Annotated in this window: 19 protein-coding genes; 3 read left to right on the top strand and 16 right to left on the bottom strand. The window is 45.1% G+C overall.

Annotated elements, in window-relative coordinates; genetic code table 11:
• Positions 1-139: 139 nt before the first annotated feature.
• From MKX30_RS01295 to MKX30_RS01340, 10 genes are all read right to left on the bottom strand, one after another.
• Positions 140-1138: an NADP-dependent oxidoreductase gene (locus MKX30_RS01295; protein ID WP_075154237.1), complete on the bottom strand. Its 999-nt coding sequence runs from the start codon at positions 1136-1138 to the stop codon at positions 140-142.
• A 178-nt stretch (positions 1139-1316) separates the two neighbouring features.
• Positions 1317-2396, bottom strand: coding sequence for an alkene reductase (locus MKX30_RS01300; RefSeq protein WP_075154238.1), 1080 nt, complete (start codon positions 2394-2396; stop codon positions 1317-1319).
• A 47-nt stretch (positions 2397-2443) separates the two neighbouring features.
• Complete coding sequence (locus MKX30_RS01305; RefSeq protein ID WP_053325521.1) at positions 2444-3196, bottom strand: SDR family NAD(P)-dependent oxidoreductase; 753 nt, start codon at positions 3194-3196, stop codon at positions 2444-2446.
• 310 nt (positions 3197-3506) lie between these two features.
• Positions 3507-4079, bottom strand: coding sequence for a TetR/AcrR family transcriptional regulator (locus tag MKX30_RS01310; RefSeq protein ID WP_341062351.1), 573 nt, complete (start codon positions 4077-4079; stop codon positions 3507-3509).
• 101 nt (positions 4080-4180) lie between these two features.
• Complete coding sequence (locus tag MKX30_RS01315; RefSeq protein WP_023988822.1) at positions 4181-5218, bottom strand: aldo/keto reductase; 1038 nt, start codon at positions 5216-5218, stop codon at positions 4181-4183.
• 747 nt (positions 5219-5965) lie between these two features.
• The gene (locus tag MKX30_RS01320; protein WP_341062352.1) at positions 5966-7072 is read right to left on the bottom strand and encodes a Gfo/Idh/MocA family protein; all 1107 of its coding nucleotides are present in this window, start codon (positions 7070-7072) and stop codon (positions 5966-5968) included.
• 237 nt (positions 7073-7309) lie between these two features.
• Positions 7310-8038: a ThuA domain-containing protein gene (locus MKX30_RS01325; protein ID WP_341062353.1), complete on the bottom strand. Its 729-nt coding sequence runs from the start codon at positions 8036-8038 to the stop codon at positions 7310-7312.
• A 35-nt stretch (positions 8039-8073) separates the two neighbouring features.
• Positions 8074-9246: a Gfo/Idh/MocA family protein gene (locus MKX30_RS01330; protein WP_028541615.1), complete on the bottom strand. Its 1173-nt coding sequence runs from the start codon at positions 9244-9246 to the stop codon at positions 8074-8076.
• Positions 9247-9298: 52 nt separating this feature from the next.
• Positions 9299-10354, bottom strand: coding sequence for a LacI family DNA-binding transcriptional regulator (locus MKX30_RS01335; protein ID WP_179085483.1), 1056 nt, complete (start codon positions 10352-10354; stop codon positions 9299-9301).
• A 461-nt stretch (positions 10355-10815) separates the two neighbouring features.
• Positions 10816-11802 carry an aldo/keto reductase gene (locus tag MKX30_RS01340; RefSeq protein ID WP_341062788.1) on the bottom strand — a complete coding sequence of 329 codons (987 nt, stop codon included), beginning with the start codon at positions 11800-11802 and terminating at the stop codon, positions 10816-10818.
• A 505-nt stretch (positions 11803-12307) separates the two neighbouring features.
• Between MKX30_RS01340 and MKX30_RS01345 the strand changes: the two genes are divergently transcribed.
• Positions 12308-13225, top strand: a complete 918-nt coding sequence (locus MKX30_RS01345; protein ID WP_341062354.1) for an AraC family transcriptional regulator — start codon at positions 12308-12310, stop codon at positions 13223-13225.
• Between the two features lie 145 nt (positions 13226-13370).
• Here the strand turns inward: MKX30_RS01345 and MKX30_RS01350 are convergent, their stop codons facing one another.
• From MKX30_RS01350 to MKX30_RS01360, 3 genes are read right to left on the bottom strand one after another with little or no spacing between them, the layout of a single operon-like run.
• On the bottom strand, positions 13371-14354 hold the full coding sequence (locus MKX30_RS01350) for an aldo/keto reductase (RefSeq protein ID WP_023988829.1): 984 nt from the start codon (positions 14352-14354) through the stop codon (positions 13371-13373).
• A gap of 22 nt (positions 14355-14376) precedes the next feature.
• Positions 14377-15123: an SDR family oxidoreductase gene (locus tag MKX30_RS01355; protein WP_068938807.1), complete on the bottom strand. Its 747-nt coding sequence runs from the start codon at positions 15121-15123 to the stop codon at positions 14377-14379.
• Positions 15124-15147: 24 nt separating this feature from the next.
• Complete coding sequence (locus MKX30_RS01360) at positions 15148-15477, bottom strand: carboxymuconolactone decarboxylase family protein (RefSeq protein ID WP_023988831.1); 330 nt, start codon at positions 15475-15477, stop codon at positions 15148-15150.
• Positions 15478-15675: 198 nt separating this feature from the next.
• Between MKX30_RS01360 and MKX30_RS01365 the strand changes: the two genes are divergently transcribed.
• Complete coding sequence (locus MKX30_RS01365; protein ID WP_233903720.1) at positions 15676-16218, top strand: TetR/AcrR family transcriptional regulator; 543 nt, start codon at positions 15676-15678, stop codon at positions 16216-16218.
• 39 nt (positions 16219-16257) lie between these two features.
• On the opposite strand, the gene MKX30_RS01370 is transcribed toward MKX30_RS01365, so the two are convergent.
• Both MKX30_RS01370 and MKX30_RS01375 read right to left on the bottom strand, forming a co-directional pair.
• Complete coding sequence (locus tag MKX30_RS01370) at positions 16258-17250, bottom strand: Gfo/Idh/MocA family protein (protein ID WP_068938806.1); 993 nt, start codon at positions 17248-17250, stop codon at positions 16258-16260.
• Between the two features lies 1 nt (position 17251).
• Positions 17252-18271 carry a Gfo/Idh/MocA family oxidoreductase gene (locus MKX30_RS01375; RefSeq protein WP_028541623.1) on the bottom strand — a complete coding sequence of 340 codons (1020 nt, stop codon included), beginning with the start codon at positions 18269-18271 and terminating at the stop codon, positions 17252-17254.
• Between the two features lie 181 nt (positions 18272-18452).
• Here MKX30_RS01375 and MKX30_RS01380 point away from each other — a divergent pair, with 181 nt between their 5' ends.
• Entirely contained in the window at positions 18453-19319 is an 867-nt protein-coding gene (locus tag MKX30_RS01380; protein ID WP_053325532.1) for a MurR/RpiR family transcriptional regulator, read from the top strand.
• A 78-nt stretch (positions 19320-19397) separates the two neighbouring features.
• Here MKX30_RS01380 and MKX30_RS01385 read toward each other — a convergent pair whose 3' ends face one another.
• Entirely contained in the window at positions 19398-20525 is a 1128-nt protein-coding gene (locus tag MKX30_RS01385) for an NAD(P)/FAD-dependent oxidoreductase (RefSeq protein WP_053325533.1), read from the bottom strand.
• Between the last annotated feature and the right edge of the window lie 88 nt (positions 20526-20613).

A 20613-nucleotide genomic window follows, 5' to 3' on the forward strand; every position in this document is an offset into this window, starting at 1 on the left:
TGTTACGTTTCCAGCAATAATCGTTTATTTAGGTCATCTCGGAACGGCGTTTGTAATATTAGATGTGCTTACTTCGGCCTACAGTATAATTTGTTTATTCTCAGAACACGCAAGCAACATCACATAAGTTGCTTATTATTTAGAAGGTCACAATTACTTTGCCTTGGGAGTGGCCCGTCGACACTTTAATCAGCGCCTTGTTAATGTCACCAAACGTATAAGTTGAATCTATAGAGGGCTTTATATTTTCTTTTTCAACAAGTTTAGTGATTTCTTGTAATTGACTTCCATTGGCTTGCACAAATAAAAAGCGATATTCATTTTGATTCTTACGTGCTAAAGAATCTAAGCGAGCACCCACTAGACCAAACAATGCTTTTTTCCACAACGGAAAATGATTGTCAACCGCAAAGCGATAATTAGGTCCGGCTTTCAATGATACCAATTTCCCTTGTGGTTTTAAAATGCCCAGTTCAGCTTTGATCTCTTTGGCACCCAAGGTGTCGATCACATAATCGATATCGGACAGTATGTTAGCATAATTCTCTGCCTTATAATTTATGAATTGATCAGCCCCGATCGACAGTGTACGTGATCTGCCTCTTTCACTTCCACTTGTAATAACATGTAATCCCATTGATTTGGCAATGGGAATTGCCATAGCGCCAAATCCTCCGGTTCCTCCAGGAATGAATAGCTTTCTATTCGGCTGGGCATGGAGTACATCGTGCAATGCTTGATAAGCAGTCAAGGCAGTAAGGGGTACCGCAGCAGCTTCAATAAAAGATAGATTTTCAGGTATGATGGATAAAGCCTCTTCATTTACGGCCGCATACTCAGCAAAAGCACCGATTTTATTAAGCGGCAACCTCGTATAAACAGGGTCACCAACCTTAAAATTCAAAACATCATCACCAACGGCTTCAATAATGCCCGATAGTTCATTCCCTAAAGTTAATGGCAACTTATAGTCAGCAATCATCCGAACACTGCCATTCAGATTAAGAATGTCCAGTGGATTTACACCTGCAGCTTTTACTTTGACAAGAACCTCATGGCTATTGATCTGTGGTATGTTAACATCATTTAATTCCACTTGGATTTTTTTTGAATATTTCTGTATTTGTGCTGCTCTCATGATTCATCCTCTTCCTTTGCTAATTTTGGGGTAGCACACCATGAATGCAATCACTAGTTACGAGTGTAGGTGGATCAAAATAAATATTTAGTTCTTGGCTAATAAAATCAAGGTAGAGTAGATAAATCATGGCGTACAACTTTCAGTCGCACGCCATGATTTACCATATTCACTATTGTTACCCCTCTTGGGATTCTAATTCTTCCATCGTAGGATAATCCGTGTAACCTTTGCTTCCCAGACCAAAGAATGTTGTCGGATCTGCTTCGTTCAACGGCGCACCTTTTTGAAGTCGTTCCACTAAATCCGGATTGGCTAATGACCACACACCAACAGGCACCAGATCAGCAAGGCCACGATCTATATCCACGCTAAGATCCTCCAGAGCTCGTCCAGCACGATTGACTAACAAAGGATTCGTCCAGATTGAACGAATGTCTTGGAGCAGTTTTTCATTTCCAAGATGCATGACATGAAGGTAAGCTAAATCCAATTTAGCTAATTCTTTTACAAGATAACGATAAAGTTCAGGACCTTGTTCACCATCTTGAATCCCACCAAGAGGTGTCCCTGGCGAGATACGGAAGCCTGTTCTTTCTGCTCCAATTTCTTCGACTATGGCTTTCGTTACTTCAATCGCGAAGCGAGCACGATTTTCTATAGATCCCCCATATTCATCCGTCCGTGTATTCGAATTTTCTCCAATAAATTGATTAATCAGATAGCCATTTGCTCCATGAATTTCAACGCCATCCGCACCTGCTTTAATAGCCGCTACTGCTGCTTTCCGGAAATCAGCAATGGTCGTTTGAATGTCCTCTTCACTTAACTCACGAGGAACGGGGATATCCTGCATACCTTTAGCAGTAAACATTTCTACACCGGGCGCGATTGCAGATGGCGCAACAGGTTGGCGATGATGTGGTGTATTATCAGGGTGCGACATGCGACCAGCATGCATTAATTGGATATACATATATCCACCTGCTTTATGCACTGCATCTGTAACCTTTTTCCATCCTTCGATATGTTTATCCGTATAGATCCCAGGTGACCATAAGTAACCTTGCCCATCATCAGAAGGCTGTACACCCTCAGTAATAATGAGTCCCATTGACGCTCGTTGAGCATAATAAAGGGAAGTTAGCTCTCCCGGTGTACCATCTTCTTGCGATCTACTACGTGTCATTGGTGCCATTGCTAAACGATGAGGTAATTCCATTGTTCCAATGTTTGTTTTACTCCACAATTTTTTCATTCGGATACTCTCCTCTTTTAATGTATTCAAGGATATATGAATTGAATTTAAAATTCTGAAATGATTGGATAGATTTGGCCTCTCAGGTTGAAATCATAGTTCTGGTCTACAATCCCTACCACCTCGTTGCTATCATAAAGATCCAACATGAAGCCCGCCATTTGTTTGGCAGTGTGGTACTTAGGCATGTTTGTTTTGTAATCAAATTCTTCAGTATCTAATGATTTCTTAACGAATTCCGTTTCTGTTATAGCTGGTGCTAAAACCTTAGCTTTTAGTTTTGCACCTTTCATTTCTAGTTCTTTTGCAAGCCCTTCTGTGAAGGCACTAACGTAATATTTAGATGCAGAATAAGCAACACTCCCAACAGCAATGGCATATCCGAGTGCAGATGAGACGTTAATTAGCTGAGTTCCTTCTACATCAGCATAATCTCGTACATATAGTGTAGAAAGGATCGTCAAGGTTTCAATGTTAACACGTAGCATAGTTTCAACTTTATCTAAATTCTGTTCTGCTACAAAAGAAGCTTCACCGAGCCCCGCATTGTTAATCCAGGTCTCAATTTGGTATTCCTTTAAATTGTTATATAGTGTGTAGGCCTGATCTGTAACAGACAGATCACTTGTATGAACAATAACATTTATAGTAGGATCAATATCCTGAATTGCTGATTTAAGTTCTTCTAATTTATCCAATCTTCTAGCTACCAAGATTAAGTTTTTGCCACGTGCAGCAAACGCCAATGCCGTTTCATATCCAATCCCTGAGCTTGCTCCTGTAATAACTGTATACTTCATAATATTCTCTCCTTCATAACATGCAGATTAGTGTAAATGAGTTTTAAAGACGATTTTAGAACGATCATTCTTATTAGGGTGAAAAAACAGTTAGATCTAACTTGCTATTAGCATATCAATTTTAGAACGAACAGTAAAGAATTTTTTTATGACTAAGATTTTAATTTTGGAGCGGTATTCTTTGACTTGTGTGAGGCATGAGATACAAGTTCTTTCTTTCGTTAGAGGGACAAGAAAAAACTTGTATCAAGGAAACAAACAGTCCTCCATTTAGGTGACTCCTTTTGCCTGTCATGCTGTAATTCCACTTTTAATCCAAAGCGGTCAGTGTCATAACAATAATATTCTTTAATTTTTGCTGATCCGTTGTTGTCTTAACCAACGTACGTAGCCCCAACCACGCATTCATTAAATAATGAGAAATAACTACAGGATCCAAGTCATTCTTGAACTCACCCGATTGTTGACCCTTCAGAACAAGGTTAGTCAAGAGTTCCTCAGTTCGCGAATAACTCTCATCAACTAAGGATGCAACTTCTGGATCCAACACGCCGAGTTCCACGCCTGAATTCACGAGAAAACACCCTAGAGGTTCTCCTTCATTTCTTACTGTCGCCTCAAACAACTCCCGAATTAATTCTTTGATCGGTTTTTGTTTTTCAATCAGAAACCTCATTTTGCTGGTCTGCTTCGTTTCATATCGTTCGAGAGCTTTCATAAATAAGGCATGCTTATCCCCAAAGGTATCATAGATACTTCTTCGGTGAATGCCCATAAACTCAACCAAATCTTGCATTGAAGTTTTCTCATATCCTTGTGCCCAAAATAGGTGTATTGCTTTATCTAATACTTCATTAACTTCAAATTCTTTTGATCTTGCCATCGTCATCACCTCGAATAATCATTATACAATTTAGTGAAGGATCGGCAAACTAGATTTAAAATAAGTGAATACATTACAGGTATGAGGTCTGTCTTACATATTTAACCCAGGATTCTTCGTTTGTCTGCTTGTAACCAATCAGGCGTCCAGCCTTTTTCCAGGGCATCCAGGGTTACTCCTGGCGGAACGATAGCATCTATCGCATCCAGGATATCAGTGCTTAATCGGATGTCGCTGCCTTTTAACGTTTCACGAAGTTGCTCAATTGTTCTTGCCCCCACTATAGCAGAAGTAATTGACGAATGAGCTTGTGTAAATGCCATGGCAAGATGAGGCAAAGTTAATCCTGCTTCACCTGCAAGGGTTTGGAGCTTAGCAACGGCTTCGAACTTGATGCGATTTTCTTCTCGATTCGGATCTACAACAGTTGAAAGTTTCCCTAGAGAACTTGCTGCTCTTGAATCTGGGGCAACAGCTTCTCCCGAGCGGTATTTTCCCGTTAGTAGACCACCCGAAAGTGGGCTCCAAACCATTACACCCATTCCGTATTTTGCGGTTGCAGCAAGCAAATCGAATTCGATACTTCGATTCAATATGGAATACGGGGCTTGCTCGGATACAAAGCGTGCGGTATTTTTGCGTTCGCTAGTCCATTGTGCTTCGGTCACTTGCCATGCCTGAAAATTGGATGTACCAATATAGCGAATCTTCCCTTCACGAACCAGGTCCGTAAGTGCGTCAAGACTCTCTTCAATGTCAGTATGGAGATCCGGCTGATGTAGTTGATACAAATCGATATAGTCCGTTTGCAACCTTCTCAAGCTACCCTCTACTGCACGCTTAATCCAATATTTCGAGTTACCGGATTGATTAAGCCCACTGCCCATGGGCATTCCGCCTTTCGTGGCCAGAATAACATCCTGTCTGCGTCCTTTTAGGATGTGACCCAGAATTTCTTCGGATTGACCACTTGAATAGACATCCGCTGTATCGATCAGATTAATGCCTCCAGCCAAAGCCTCATCCAACATGACTGCAGCTTCTTTCTCCGTATTGTTCCCCCAAAAACCAAAAGTACCTGTACCTAATACAAAACTGCTTATTTTAAGGCCTGTATTTCCTAATACACGATATTCCATGTTCAATCCATCCCTTCTCAATCTGCTATAATTAGAATGATCATTCTAATATGCGTAGAAGAACTCCACGGCAAGATCTCACACCACTCCTCATAACTCTTGGCTTCTTATCCGTGTATTCCTCCCACGCCAACAATATAACATATTTAGAACGATCGGTAAAGAATGATTTTATGACCGAAATTAAGATCAGGTCTTTTGGGAGCATAAACCGACCACGCCAGAGATGATCGATGAAGAATGCAAATTGAATGGCTGTCTGTATGACGGCGATCCGGAAAATGTAGCGGAGAAAATGTTCTTCGTTCGATCTAACTGTTCGGCACTAAGGTAGTCCCAATTGTGCGTAAAGAAAATCCGTTTCAGTTCATCATATTTTCGATTAATGACTCCTCGTCAGTTTAAAGCTAGGTTACCAAGTGAACCCTCTCATTACCGATTGAATGCACACGTGAGCTTTTCTTATCCGACGTACCTATGACGGTTACTTTGCTTTGTCTTTCCTCTTTTAGTCTTTGCTCTATAATCCTTTATGAAAGGACTTCCACAACTTCTCGCTCTGTCAAATTTCCCGAAAATTGAACTGAGAAGACTCCAAAGCCGCGGTCAAAACGGAGCTGGAGTCTTCTTTTCAATAGAAATGAACATTCAAAGCGGAATGTAAAAAAACAAAAACTGACTTTTGGGACATGCCCTCCAGTCTTGTAATTTTTGAATGCTGCTGACTAGCACTAGGCCGACCTTTGTTTACGTATCTAACGTGTACGAAGGCAGGTTTTCCGGTAAAGCCGCCGGACGCAGACATGTGCTTTGCATTGGATAGAAGGTCTGCTGATCGGAGGAATCGTGGAACGCCCACATCGCCTCTAGCACATGATAGGCCAATTCACCACTGGCGCGGTGAGGCCGTCCGCTGCGGATAGCGTAGGCCATATCGGCAACACCGATGCCCCTTGTGTTCTCCTGGTAGCCCGACAACAGCGGAACGTCTGTCCATTCTTGCCCGCCTAGCACCCTATAGCGAACTGGCCCTCCGAACGTGTTCGGGTCAGGCACCTGTAACGTGCCATGAGTGCCGTATACCTCGATCGGTGGCAGAGTGCTTCCACCAAAGATGTCAAAGCTGGTAATTAGCGTGCCGACAGCCCCCTGCTTGAAGCGCAGCAATCCGGCCACATGGGTCGGTATATCGACCGGGATGGTCTGGCCTCTCTTTTTCTCGCTCGTAATCATTCGTTGATCCATCGCCTTGCTTGTCATGCCCGAAATGGTAGCAATCGGACCCAGCAATTGCACCAGAGCCGTCAAATAATAGGGGCCCATATCAAACATTGGACCGCCGCCGACTGCATAATAAAATTCAGGATCAGGATGCCAATGTTCATGTCCACGGCTCATCATGAAAGCCGTAGCGGCTACCGGACTCCCAATGGCTCCGTCTTCAATCAGCTTCAATGATGTCTGTATACCGGAACCGAAGAAGGTCTCCGGTGCGCAGCCGACAAGCAGTCCCTTTTGATGAGCAAGATCCAAGACAGCCTGCCCTTGCTCACGGGTGACGGCAAGTGGCTTCTCCACATAAACATGCTTGCCTGCCTCAAGAGCTCTGAGACAAACGTCAGCGTGAACGCCCGGAATGGTCAAATTAATAATGAGTTCGATCTCCGGATCAGCCAAAATCTCATCTACCGAATATACATTCGGAACGTTAAACGCTACCGCCTGCTCCTCTGCCCGACCTTGGTCCAGATCCGCTACTGCGTACAGCTCCAGAATGTCGAAACGATGGCAATTTTCCATGTAAATTCCGCTAATTTTACCACACCCGATAATGCCTACTTTCATTTTGTTCATGCCTGGACTCCCTTCTTCTTCAGAAAAAATGGATAATGGCATTCTTTTATTTCATCGGATACTATTAGAGACTGGCAATACGAATTCAATCAGGACATCATTGCATAAGGGCACACGCCTAACGGTATTACTGTCCGTGTTGTCTGTTCTCCTTCTGTGCTCTGTCCCTTTCTGACCATGGTGAGTTCAGGTGGTCAAACTCTTTGCCAGAGGTACTACCAATTCATCCGATCCACGCTAACGCTGCTGGTTGTCTGTCATGCCTGTATAAGCCTCTGCCAGCGAGCTGCCCTGGGTGGCCACCGCCTGTTTGCCTGAGGCTGCCCACAGAAACCCGCTGCGCATCATCTCGGTCACTTGAGGCATATCTATGATATCTGCGTGATGGCCCAGCGAATTGTAGAAGACGCGTCCGTTCCCCCAGCGCTTCGTCCATACAACAGGCATATCCACTGGCCCATTGGCTGAATGGGGACCTGGTACGACCGGGAAGCGTGTGGTTGCCAACACTTCAACTGCCGGGTCTACGTGGAGGTAATACTGCTCGCTTTTGACCTGAAAATCCTCAATGTGCTCTAGAAGTGGGCTGGAGCCGCGCTTCATGTTCACCATGTACTCCACCCCGTCATTGCCGGGATGCGCAACCCATTGCCCGCCTGTCATGAACTGCCAATCCACGTTGTTCCGGAAGGCATCACACATGCCGCCATGGCAGCCTGTGAGACCTACGCCGCTTTGAACGGCTGCTGAGACATTATTGACTAGTTCCTGCTCAATCTGTCCCATGGTCCACATTGGAACGATTAAGTCCAGGTCAAGCAGTTTCTCTGCATCCTGGTAGGCTTCAAGGGTATTAGACACCTCCACCTCGAACTGCTCTTCCTTCAAAATGCGTTCAAAAATGGCCGCCACCTGCTCCGGCTCATGTCCGTTCCATCCACCCCATACAATCAGTGCCTTGCGCATCTGTAACCACTCACCTTTCGGAATGTATTGTTATACTACATTTCTTCAATGGATACCCAGCGGCGTTCCTCTATGGAGCGTTCTACCGCTTCAAGCACAGCCTGACAAGCGACACCGTCGTGGAAGTTCGGCGAAGGTTGTCGTCCTTCGGAGATGGCCCTCAACATCTCAAGCATCTCGTGGGTGAAGGTATGCTCAAATCCAATTGTATGTCCTGCAGGCCACCAGGCTTCAGAGTACTTATGTGCCGGATCGGTGGCGAGTACGCGGCGAAAGCCCTGAACGTCCTCCTTATCCTGTGTGAAATACACTTCCAGTTCGTTCATTCGTTCAAAATCAAACCGCACGCTGCCTAGGCTACCGTTGATCTCGAATGAATTTGTGCTCCGATGTCCGGCAGCAAAACGTGTGGCCTCGAAGCTGCCCAGCGCACCTCCGGCGAAGCGTGCCAGGAACAGCGTGGCATCATCGACTGTCACTTCTCCCATCGGTGCATTTGCCTCTGCGCTCCTTTTGGAGCTCAACCCGCTCATCTCCAAAGCCAACGGGCGCTGTTTGATGAATGTCTCGCTCATGCCGATCACTTCATGGAACTCGCCGACCAAGAAGCGAGCGAGATCAATCAGATGGGCGCCAAGATCACCATGAGAGCCAGAACCGGCCACTTCTTTTTGCAGCCGCCATACCAGCGGGAAGGACGGGTCCATGATCCAGTCTTGAAGGAAGAAAGCACGGAAATGATAAATTTTGCCTAGGCGACCGCTCTCGACTAGCTGCTTTGCCAGCTGGACAGCCGGAGAAAAGCGGTAGTTGAAGCCTACCATATGTCTGACCCCTGCTTCCTCTGCTACCTGCAGCATGTCACGGGAATCCGCCAGCGAGAGCGCAAGCGGCTTCTCACAGAACAGATGCTTGCCCTGGAGGGCAGCCTCAACGACAATTTCCTTATGGGCATTACTCGGGGCGTTAATATCAATGAGATCAATATCGTTACGTTTCACTAGATCACGCCAATCCGTAACACTTTCGGTCCAGCCGAACTGGCGGGCAGCCGCCTGAACCCCCTGCGCGTTGCGTCCACAGATAACGGACATCTCTGGCTGCAGCGGGGCATCTGGGAAGAACATGGGTAGACTACGGTAAGCGTTGCTGTGAGCCTTGCCCATAAATTTGTAGCCAACCATTCCGATACGAAGACGATTAGACATGTCGTGATCCTCCTTATGGGTCTGAGTTTCAACGAGTTTTTGACGATTGGTGTTATGGACGAATGGATGACGCCCTGATAATCAGCTCTGTGGACAGGAGTTCTCTTATCGAGTCGGACCCGGTCAGTTCCAGGGCTGGAATAAGGTCCAGAGAATCGGGTATAAGCTTCGAGGCTGCAAGCTCTCCCATCTCATAAAAAGGAACGCGGACACTGCTTAGCGGCGGAACAGCCATCTCAGCCGCATCCGAATCGTCATAGCCTACAAACGCTGGGAACCGGTCAACTGGCAGTCCGCGCTCACGGAGACCCTGCATTACCCCGAGGGCCATCCGGTCGTTCGCCGCAAATACGGCATCAATATCATTCAATTTGTCTGCTATTGTGGCTGAGGCTTCGAGCCCGCTTCGACGGCTGTAGTTACCTTCCAGAAGCAGATCGTGGTCATATTCAATACCGGCCTCCTGAAGCGCGGTACGGTAACCCTTCATTCGCTCAGTACTATTGGAATAGATATCCGGGCCGTTGAGAAAGGCAATCCGTTTGTATCCCTGCTCGATGAGGTGACTTACAGCCGCTCGGCTGCCTTCTACATGGTCTGCATCCACTTCACAGAACGATTGCCCTTCAAAATGGTGATTCATGACGCAGAATGGACGCCCTTCTTCCTGAAGTCTCTTTAGAGCTTCCACCTCATCGTGGTCATCCCTGGCTCCAAGGATGATACAGGTATCGATCCTTTGCTGGCGGAAAAGACTACTGTAATCAATCCGTTCCCCCGGCTTCCGAAACAATAGAAGCAGATCGAGTCCGCTGTCTCTGGCCTTGTTTCCGATACCGCTCAGCATCTCAGAGAAAAAATAGGCTGAGAACAGGTGCGCCTTCGGGACATAAGGCATAACCACACCAAGATGGCCACTCTTGCTTCGGGCAAAGTTACGGGCCAGCGCACTAGGAACATATCCAAGCTGATTAGCTGCGTCCAGAACCCTTCTCCGCGTATCCTCTTTGATAGGACCTACTGCATTTAAGACCCGGGATACCGTCGCTTCAGACACGCCGGAAAGTTCTGCTACTTCCTTGCGCGAAACGATATTACCCACCTCCAAATCATTTTATGTACGCGCGTACATTTTCTCATGCAGCCATACCTCTGTCAATCCCAAAAAGCGTGCTTCAAAGATGAATAAGCTCATTTCTCTACTAAAAGGACATTGTCTCGCGATTCCTGCTTGCCAGCAGATTGAACGGAATATCCCAGCCCCAGCAGTCGGTGCCGCGAACAAATAAATGTTTATTAACTATTGCGCTAACGGATACGAAAGTTCAATAAAATAGCGGCAGTTCTAGGACTTTATTTCCTCGTCCATGACTGCCGCTATTTCGATTTTTGGGATGATTTTAATGCTATTTTACCAGCAGCGAGTTAATGAACATTGGACTTATACTCACCCCGCCTCATAAGGCAGGACAGAATTTTAATATTGCGGAGAAATACGATTTCTCATCTAATTATTTACTTTAACAAAAGAGATTTCCTCATGATTGGGATATGACTTGAAGAATTAGATCAAAGACCCGTTCTTCTCTCCAGTTCCTCCGTATATCTGGCGCCCATCAAAGTGATCTGCGAGGCTGCGCTGTTAATATTGCGCACATCTTCGGATGTGAGCTTAATGTCCACTGCGCCTAGATTTTCTTCCAGACGGCTTAATTTCCGTGTGCCCGGGATCGGAACGATCCACGACTTCTGGGCTAGCAGCCAGGCGAGTGCGATTTGGGCTGGCGTTGCTTTTAACTGCTCAGCCATCTCTTTAAGCAGGTCGACCAACACCTGATTGGCCTCCAGCGCTTCTGGAGTAAAACGTGGAAGAATACTGCGCAAATCGTCATGGTTGAATGTCGTGTTTGCGTTAAAACTTCCCGTCAGGTAGCCCTTGCTCAAAGGACTGAACGGAACGAAGCCAATACCGAGCTCTTCTAGGGCAGGGAGGAGTTCCTCTTCGGGGCGTCTCCACCACAGGGAATATTCGCTCTGAATTGCAGTGAGTGGCTGAACCGCGTGTGCACGACGAATGGTCTTCACTCCTGCTTCAGACAATCCCCAGTGCTTCACCTTTCCTTCCCGGATCAGATCTTGCACAGCTCCCGCTACCTCTTCGATCGGCACATCTGGATCGACTCGGTGCTGATAGTACAGGTCGATGGCTTCAATCTTGAGCCGTCTAAGCGATTCTTCGGCAACTTTCTTGATATGCTCAGGGCGACTGTTCATTCCGGACTGCTTGCCATCCTGGATATTGAAGCCGAACTTCGTGGCAATCACGACTTGATCTCGAACAGGAAGAAGAGCTTCGCCCAAGAGTTCTTCATTCGTGTAGGGTCCGTATACTTCGGCGGTATCAAAGAAAGTCACGCCGCGCTCGACCGCTTCCCGAATGACCGAGATCATTTCCTTTTGGTCCGAAGCCGGCCCATAACCGTAACTCATTCCCATGCATCCAAGTCCGATTGCGGAAACTTCCAGACCGCTATTTCCCAATTTACGCTTTTCCAACATACATCTTCCTTTCTTAATATCATTTTATTCTTTATCCAGTAGGAGGGTGGGTATGATAAATGTTCATTATTTTTCTTTAGTTAATTGGCTTACGATCCTATCAAGAGAACTATTATATAATTTTTTGAAACATTCATGCTCTTCAAACTCTATTAATGTGATAAGCCTTTGAACCAATAAGTTCCTAAACCAACGATTCAAATAATTCATCTCCTCCCTTTTTTAAACTTGTTCTTTGATAATGTCGTTTGCTTGCGGTAGTGGCTTCTGTCACTCCCTCCACCGACAGAGCACCCGTTCTCTCTTCTTATTCAGCCGCTTCAGCTATTCCGTTGTTCCCCCCCTTGCTTGATTCTGTGAGCTTAGTCTTATTATGCCGAACAGAAAAAGCGAAGCGATATCTCATTCGTCTTAAATGATTGCCCAATCCTATTACGGCTACTGTTGCTACAGGCGGATAAGTCTTATAATGGGACCAGACAAACCTGCAAGGAGGATTTGAATGTCCGAGAACCTTATTCAACAGCAACAGGAGCTTACCGAATTAATCGAGCGTCACTCGCTTCAGAATAGCACCAAGGAAACGGCGGTCCCTTCCCTATTTTTCTATCAGCATTCCAGCATAACTGAGCCCGCTTATCGGGTTTACAAGCCTTCTTTTTGTGTTGTCGTTCAAGGTCTGAAAGAAATTTTGCTGGCACAGGAGAGATTTGAATATGGACCGTCCAATTATCTGATCGCTTCCATGAATCTGCCTGTGATCGGTCAAATTATAAAAGCGTCTGCTGACTCTCCTTACCTGAGTCTCAAGCTCGAATTTACACAGAACCAGATCCTTGAAGTGCTGAACGATTGTGATATTAAGGTCACGTCAAAAGATAATGCCAAGCGTGCCCTGTTCGTCGGCCGGATGGAATCGTCCATTCAGGACGCCGTGCTCAGGCTTGCCCGTCTGCTGGACACCCCGGGAGAAATCCCATTTCTCGCCCCGCTTTACACGAGGGAGATTCTGTACAGGCTGCTGCAGGGGCCCTATGGAGTCGAATTGGCTCAGATTGCAGTCGAAGGAAGCAGCACCTATCGGATCCGGGAAGCTATCGACCATATTGTCCGAAATTGGGACCAGTCTTTTCGGATCGAAGATCTTGCAGACACCGCCAGCATGAGTGTTTCTTCGTTCCATCGGCATTTTAAAGAGGTAACCGCCATGAGCCCAATTCAGTTCCAAAAACAGCTGAGACTTCAGGAAGCTCGCCGCATCTTATTGGCTGAATCGGCGGACGCCGCAGACGTCGCTTTCAGGGTCGGTTACGAGAGTTCCTCCCAATTCAGCCGCGAATACTCCCGCATGTTCGGTGCTCCTCCGAGAGCGGACATCAAGCGATTGAAGGAAAAATACGACCAGGTCATGAATGACTAAGTATCTAGACTGATCGGCGAAGAAGCAAAAAGGACGACCTTAGGCCGTCTCTTTTTCGGTATGATACGTTTAACTTCCAGCGTCATTTCCTATAAAACGAGGACACCACCGACTTCCCCAACATCATTTAGGCGGTCTTCGGTCTTCAAGCCCAGTTCGGCAGTAGCGTCTCGCCCCGGTCTGTAGAAGGCGCGGGAGTCACCGAAAGTCTGGAAATCTCATCGCGCCACTCTGGAGTCATCTCTACATCGACAGCGCCCAGTGAGTCTTCCAGCTGCGCGAGGTTTCTTGCGCCAATAATTGGCGCCGTGATCATAGGATTGGACATCGCCCAGGCTACCGCAAGCGTCGAGGGCTTCACGCCTCGTTCTGCTGCATGTGCAGTAAAGCGGTCGGCGACGGCAAAATTCATTTCATCCGCATAGCGGTCCGTATACCGCTGCTCTTCGACCAGCCGTCCTTGCTCCGGTCGTTTGTTCGTTCCGTATTTGCCCGTAAGAATCCCGGCTCCCAGAGGGCTGTACGAAATGACCCCAATCTGCTCGGAAGCGGCAAGAGGCAGGATTTCTACCTCAGCCTGACGTTTGACCAGGTTGTACATCGGCTGGATCAATTCAAAGCGCGCCAGCTCCTCCCTGGCAGAGATGCCGACCGCTTTGGCAATCTGCCAGGCCGACCAGTTGCTCACCGCTGGGTAAAGGATTTTGCCCTGCGCTTGAAGATCGTCGAGTGCACGAAGCGTCTCCTCCATTGGAGTATTTTCGTCGAACATATGCACGAAGTAGAAGTCGATGCGGTCCGTCTTCAGGCGTCGCAGACTGTTTTCCACTTCAAGCATGATATGACGACGGGAAAGCCCCCTAGCATTCACGTCCTGTCCCATCGGATAGAAAACTTTGGTGCTCAGTACAATCTCATTCCGACAGTCCTCGATGCACTCGCCTAGAATTTCTTCGGAGCGACCCTGGCTGTACACGTTTGCTGTATCGAAAAAGTTAATGCCAGCTTCGCGGGAGCGGTTGAACATTTTTTTGGATGTTTCTTCATCGGCATTTCCGCCGAAGGACATCGTGCCAAAACATAAATTTGAAACCTTGATTCCTGTTTTTCCTACTGTACGATAATTCATCGTCATTCCTCCTGCTGTTGACTTACGCCTGTTGTGTGGTTGGGCGAATAATCATTTCATTGATCGCAACGTCTCCGGGCTCTTCAATCGCAAAAGCAATCGCACGTGCGATACTTTCCGCTTTAATCGCTCCTTGATATAACTCATCGTAGGCTTGTTTTAACTCTGCATCCGTGATTCCCTCCGTCAATTCAGTGCTGACAGCTCCTGGAGAGATATTCGTTGTACGAATCTGGGTACCACTGATCGCCTCTTCTTGACGTAAACCTTCCGTAATCGCCCTTACGGCATGTTTGGTCGCGCAATATACAGTGCCGCCGGGATAGACATTATGTCCGGCAATAGAAGACAGATTAATGATATGGCCAGATTTCTGTTTCCGCATCGCAGGCAGAACAGCAGCAATCCCGTACAAAAGGCCCTTGATATTAATATCAATCATCATATCCCATTCATTAATTTTCTTCTTAAAGAGAAACGATTGCGGCATGACTCCGGCATTATTGATAAGTACGTCGATTTTCCCAAACTCTTGAAGTGCATACGAAGCCAACTCCTCCACTTGTTCATGCGATGTCACATCGGTTACTTTGTAGATGGCTGTACCCCCGCTTTGTTCAACTTCTTCTTGCAGCTTTTGTAAACGGTCTTCACGGCGAGCCGCCAGCACAAGCTTCGCACCTTTAGATGCCAGTTCTTTGGCCGCTGCCTCTCCGATTCCGCTGGAAGCACCTGTAATAATAACGACTTTATCTTGAATATTGGACATAGAGAATGAACATCCTTTCGAGACTTAGTTTTCTTTTGCGAATAGTTCTTTGGCCACTGTAATAGCGGACATCGCCTTCGGCCAGCCCGCATAAAAGGCAAGATGGGTAATGACTTCGATCAGTTCCTCTTCCGTCAGGCCGTTGTCTTTGGCTTTACCCAAATGAAAGCCCAGTTGTTCGGAATTCCCTCCGGTGATCAAGCTTGCTACGGTAATGAGGCTGCGGTCGCGTGGGGCCAGCTCTTTGCGTTCCCAAACGTCCCCAAAAAGCACCTTGTCGGTCAGCTCGACAATCTTTGGTGAGAAGTCCCCAATCGTTCGCTGTGCAGCCGTAAGTTTTTGAGTATCTGACATGTGATATCTCCTCTTTCTTTGCATTGATCCTTCATATAAATGCATCTATAATTGAAAAAGATACATTATTGAACTTGTGTCTATTATTATAAGCTGATACAGAATGCTTGCAATTGTTAAATACGCTTGATTTGTTCATTAATAGACATATAAGTTAAAACAGTCAATTATCATTTAGAAGTTTAGGGGTTGAACACAGTGAAAGTGGACAGGAGAATACTCAAAACACAGGAAGCCTTGAAAAAAGCATTAACGGAGTTGATGGCCGAAAAGAGTTTCGACCATATTACGATTCAGGATCTATCCGACAAAGCGAATGTAAGCCGGGGAACCATCTATCTTCATTACGTGGACAAATATGATTTGCTGGATAAGCTGATCGCCGCACACATCAATGAACTTCGAAGATTATGTATTGAATCGGCTCATTTGAGCTTTACAGAGGCCGAAATTGTTTGGTTTGAATATTTAGAGGCTAACTATTTATTTTTCTCCACGATGCTGGTGAGCAAAGGCGCCCCTTACTTCCGCACTCAGTTTCTTGAATTTATGATCGATGAACTTCGGGAAGAGGTCGACATGAATGAAGCAAGAAATCGGGGACTAAACGAAGAAGTGGTTGTCCGTTATGCAGCGTCCGCTGTGGTAGGGATTATGGAGTGGTGGTTTTTGAATGATAAACCTCTCTCTCCTGTCGAGATGGCAGAGCAAATAGGCATGCTGTTGGACCGGAAATTGTGAATCTGATAAAAAAGAGTAGCAGACATATGTCTGCTACTCTCAAAATGGTTTATCAGGGCCAAATACAAGATTGGCGGACTGCTTGGCTTTCTCAATGACATTCATGACCTTCTCGCTATGTTCAAGCATATTCGAGACTTTTCCAAAATCTTTTTCTTCGATGATACGATCAAACTCAACGAATTCGTCATACATTCGATGCGAATGATCTTTTAGATCCACACGAATTGGCGTTTCCTTATTCGCAGTGTAATCAAAGCAGTCGCATATATTAGCTGAACTTGCCATGTGTAAATAGCCCTTATTGCCTTGAATGTTCACGGCATTGGGGGCCGTACTATCTTTTGAACCTATGCAGACACACTTGAAATCACCGTAATCAAGCAGCAGCATACCTGAAGTATCAATTCCACGCTCCATGTTCGCCCAATACTCCACTTTCTTTGGGCTACCGAAGAATCCAACAACAAAATGAATATTATATAAATTAATATCCATCAAGGCTCCACCAGACATTTCCGGATTAAACGCAGGCTGGATTATTCCCGCTTTGAAAGCTTCATATCGAGATGAGTATTGAGAATAGTTGCATTCAACTATTTTGATCTCACCAAGTTTAGGTAGATACTCCTTCATTGACAAATAATTTTTCAAATATTGATTCGTTATGGCTTCCACCAATACCAGTTTTCTTTGCTGAGCAATTTCTTTTAGCTCTAGAAATTCTTGCAAATTGGAAGTAAACGGCTTCTCACAAATGACATGTTTACCACTCAATAATGCTTCTTTGGCATATGAATAATGAAGATGATTAGGCAACCCGATATAAACTGTATCCACATCACGGTTCATCAGCATCTCGCTGTAATCCGAATAAATCTGAGCTATTCCATATTTATTTTTCAAATCCAGTAATTTCTCCTGGTGGCTAGGTCTAGAACAAATGCCCTTTAATAAAATGGTCGGGATTTCCTGAATAAAGCTCAATAGATCCCCTACGATCATCCCTGCTCCGACAATTCCCAACTTCATTTTAGTTGCACTCCTCTATACCTTTTTCAAGTATTTCCATACAAATTATCGTTTCTTCGTCTTTAATCACTTTTTCTTTACCAAATACGATCGACTGATAAATATCGTCATACACTCGGGCATAGTCTCCCTTTTCAGAAACGACTTTTTCTTCATGATACTCGCCTTTATCATCCAAATATGTTAAGATGCCGTAATGCTCGGGCAGGTCGATGCCGAAATCGGCGTGTCCCTTAGGCAGATAGTATAATTTCAGATGCTCCTCCTGACGATCCTTCGTTTGCTTTATAAAAACGCCTTTTTTGCCGTATACAACAAAACTCGGCCGCTCTTTTAAGCGAAAAAAGCTGGATTTGATGGATACCTTGAGCGAGGGATAATAAAAATCCAGATCAAAGTAATCATTCATTCTCCCAGCACCCAGCAATTGACGAACATCGTAATGGATTGTGTCCGGCTTCCCAAAATAGGAAAGAACCTGGTCAGTGGTATGAACGCCATGTCCATATAGGTAACTGTTATACTTGGAAAAATGAGAGGTAGAATTTGGGATCTCAGGGCGATAATAATCGTAATGCATCTCCACTTCCAGCAAATCTCCAAGTTTTCCTGATTCAATAACCTTCTGGGTAGTGAGGAAATCCGAGTCGTAACGTCTATTCTGATAGCATTGTACAACCAGATTTTTCTCTTTAGCATATTGGAAGATCGACATGGCTTCTTCTTTGGTTAACATAAAAGGTTTCTCAACAAGTACATTTTTCCCGTGGTCAAGCGCCATTTTCGCATAGTCGTAGTGGGATTCTACAGGTGTACAGATAACAATCAACTGAATCTCCTTATCGTTCATTAGAGATTCAATATTATCTGTATACTGCACGTCAGGGACTTTTTTCCACTCCCCTTTATCTGGATTACGTGCGTATATCGTCTTCACTTTCAAATCAGCTCTGTTCAATGAAAAAGGAAGATGATAACGGTTCGTGCTTTTCCCATTTCCAATATAACCGATGGTAAGCATATTATTTCCCCCTTAGGCTCTTTTTCATTTATTATAGAAGAAGAATGTTGATCGTAAAGGATTTGCCGCCAAAATGGTACATTCAACCGATTATTTGTCAACATGGCGGGTTGTTTTTAAACAAAATGTTTACTTTATATCCTTTATCAAACGTTATTTCAATTGAACCGGAGTGAACCTGTTGAAAATACTGATGCAATTATCCGAAATGCAAAACTTTACACCAAACGAAAAAAGCATTGCATCCTATATTTTGCTTCATAAAGAAAGTATCCTGCACTTAAACATTCAGGAGCTTGCAAAGGCAACATATACTTCGCATTCCGCGATTAATCGATTAACACATAAACTTGGGCTATCTGGTTTCAAGGAGTTCATAATCAAACTTGCTCGGGAATTTCAGCAGAATACCCAGAACATTTCCAATGTAGACCCCAACTATCCTTTCGGTTTTGATGAATCCCCACTTCAAGTAGCGAAAGAAATTGCAGAATTAATGAAAGAAACGATTGAAAAAAACTTTACATTCATGGATGATGATTTATTGTCGCAAACAGCCCTACTGCTGGATCAAGCGAAAAGAATCTTTATATATGCGTTAGGTGATTCACAAATCCGTGCGAAAAGTTTCCAAAATAAATTGGTGAAAATAAACAAGTATGTGGTTATAGCCACGGAGCTGTCTGAGTGGGCTTACCATACGGCTAATCTTACGACACAGGATTGCGCTGTTTTTTTAACTTATCACGGAAAGTCGCCGATTTTTTTAAAAGCAGCACGGCATTTCGCACATGAAAATATCCCTTTTATCACAATTACAGCAACCAATCAAAGCGAATTGGCCAAACTCAGTAATATCTGTATCCAGGTGCCTAATGACGAAGTAAAACATGCCAAGATTGGTACATTTTCATCGCAGATTGCCTTTGACTATGTATTAAATGTGATCTATTCCTGTATCTATAAAATCGACTACTTGAAAAACATGCAAACCACAACACAATCGTTAAAAAATTCGCATCTCAATGACATGATGAATGACGTATAGAATGAATATAGCACTAAAACAAAAAGTCGCCAGTATGGCGACTTCATAAGCATATATATTGTTGTCTCCGGTCAAGGATCAACTTTCATCTATTGCTTTTCGAATATCATAATCATTGATATCGATATCTAAATCCATTCCAAGTGCCAACTTTGCCAGCTGATTTCCAATAAAGGGGCCCATGGTCAACCCGGATGCTCCAAGCCCATTTGCCGCTATAAGACCATCCCAGCCTGGAACAGCTCCGATCACCGGTAGAAAACCGGGTGTAAAAGGACGGAAACCAACTCTTACCTCCTGAAAAGTGCTGTTTGCTAAATCAGGGGCCAACTCTAAACCTTTGTGCAGAATTTCCTGCATCCCACCTGCTGTTACCCTCGTATCGTAACCCTCGATTTCATTTTCGTGAGTCGCCCCTATTACGATCTTCTGTTTATCGAAAGCCAGCAGGTATTGATCAGAAGGCGGTATGATTACAGGCCAGGTGCCTGTGTCTTGCCTATTAGGAACCTGCAAATGCATAATTTGTGCTTTTTGATAACTAACCTTAAAATGAATGCCCAAAGGCAACAGTAATTGATTTGCCCATGCACCTGCACAAACAATGACCTTGTCGGACGAGAAGCTTTTTGCACCGACCGCTACTCCAGTTACTTGGTCGGACTCATATTGAAGTGCAGCATCCCCATGTATAAGGGTCGCTCCATGTCTCTGTGCTGATCGGACCAACGCATCCCGTAGCGCACGACCATCTATACGGGCGGCACCGCTAATATGAACAGAATGATAACCTTCTACTAACAAAGGAAACCGTTCATGGGTTTCTTTTTCATTTAGCCGGGTAATTTCACCGATTTCCGGTGCATCCGCTTGTCGTAAGTGTGCCCGCTCCTCCATTTTTTTGATTTTCTCCAAATCATCATGAATACTGAGAGCACCCACTTGAGCATAGCCTGTTTCTGTTTCTCCCTCGCTTTTGAGTTCTTCAATCAACCCAGGATAAAAGCGTGCGCCTGCCTTTGCCAGCTGGTACCAAGCCTGATTACGTCGCTGTGATAGCCAGGGACAGATAATGCCAGCGGCGGCATCAGTAGCCTGTCCTTTATCTTTGCGGTCTACAATAATGACATTAGCACCCATTTTTGCTAACTGGTATGCTGTCGATGCCCCCAGAATTCCTGATCCAATTACGATGACCTTCTTCATGATTACATCCCTTTCCTAAATCACTGTATCCATTATAGCGAATACTGCATGAATGCATAGAGTTTGAAATTCGAGATTAGGATGATTA

This window comes from Paenibacillus sp. FSL P2-0173, assembly GCF_038008045.1.
In the GTDB taxonomy this organism is placed as follows: Bacteria; Bacillota; Bacilli; order Paenibacillales; family Paenibacillaceae; genus Paenibacillus; species Paenibacillus polymyxa_B.

Excerpts from the sequence above, each read along its gene's own strand:
- MKX30_RS01350 (WP_023988829.1), bottom strand. The coding sequence starts at position 14,354 with ATGAATTATCGTACAGTAGGAAAAACAGGAATCAAGGTTTCAAATTTA.
- MKX30_RS01385 (WP_053325533.1), bottom strand. The coding sequence starts at position 20,525 with ATGAAGAAGGTCATCGTAATTGGATCAGGAATTCTGGGGGCATCGACA.
- MKX30_RS01300 (WP_075154238.1), bottom strand. The coding sequence starts at position 2,396 with ATGAAAAAATTGTGGAGTAAAACAAACATTGGAACAATGGAATTACCT.
- MKX30_RS01320 (WP_341062352.1), bottom strand. The coding sequence starts at position 7,072 with ATGAACAAAATGAAAGTAGGCATTATCGGGTGTGGTAAAATTAGCGGA.
- MKX30_RS01360 (WP_023988831.1), bottom strand. The coding sequence starts at position 15,477 with ATGTCAGATACTCAAAAACTTACGGCTGCACAGCGAACGATTGGGGAC.
- MKX30_RS01355 (WP_068938807.1), bottom strand. The coding sequence starts at position 15,123 with ATGTCCAATATTCAAGATAAAGTCGTTATTATTACAGGTGCTTCCAGC.
- MKX30_RS01370 (WP_068938806.1), bottom strand. The coding sequence starts at position 17,250 with ATGAAGTTGGGAATTGTCGGAGCAGGGATGATCGTAGGGGATCTATTG.
- MKX30_RS01305 (WP_053325521.1), bottom strand. The coding sequence starts at position 3,196 with ATGAAGTATACAGTTATTACAGGAGCAAGCTCAGGGATTGGATATGAA.
- MKX30_RS01310 (WP_341062351.1), bottom strand. The coding sequence starts at position 4,079 with ATGGCAAGATCAAAAGAATTTGAAGTTAATGAAGTATTAGATAAAGCA.
- MKX30_RS01325 (WP_341062353.1), bottom strand. The coding sequence starts at position 8,038 with ATGCGCAAGGCACTGATTGTATGGGGTGGATGGAACGGACATGAGCCG.
- MKX30_RS01375 (WP_028541623.1), bottom strand. The coding sequence starts at position 18,271 with ATGCTTACCATCGGTTATATTGGAAATGGGAAAAGCACGAACCGTTAT.
- MKX30_RS01315 (WP_023988822.1), bottom strand. The coding sequence starts at position 5,218 with ATGGAATATCGTGTATTAGGAAATACAGGCCTTAAAATAAGCAGTTTT.
- MKX30_RS01330 (WP_028541615.1), bottom strand. The coding sequence starts at position 9,246 with ATGTCTAATCGTCTTCGTATCGGAATGGTTGGCTACAAATTTATGGGC.
- MKX30_RS01295 (WP_075154237.1), bottom strand. The coding sequence starts at position 1,138 with ATGAGAGCAGCACAAATACAGAAATATTCAAAAAAAATCCAAGTGGAA.
- MKX30_RS01345 (WP_341062354.1), top strand. The coding sequence starts at position 12,308 with ATGTCCGAGAACCTTATTCAACAGCAACAGGAGCTTACCGAATTAATC.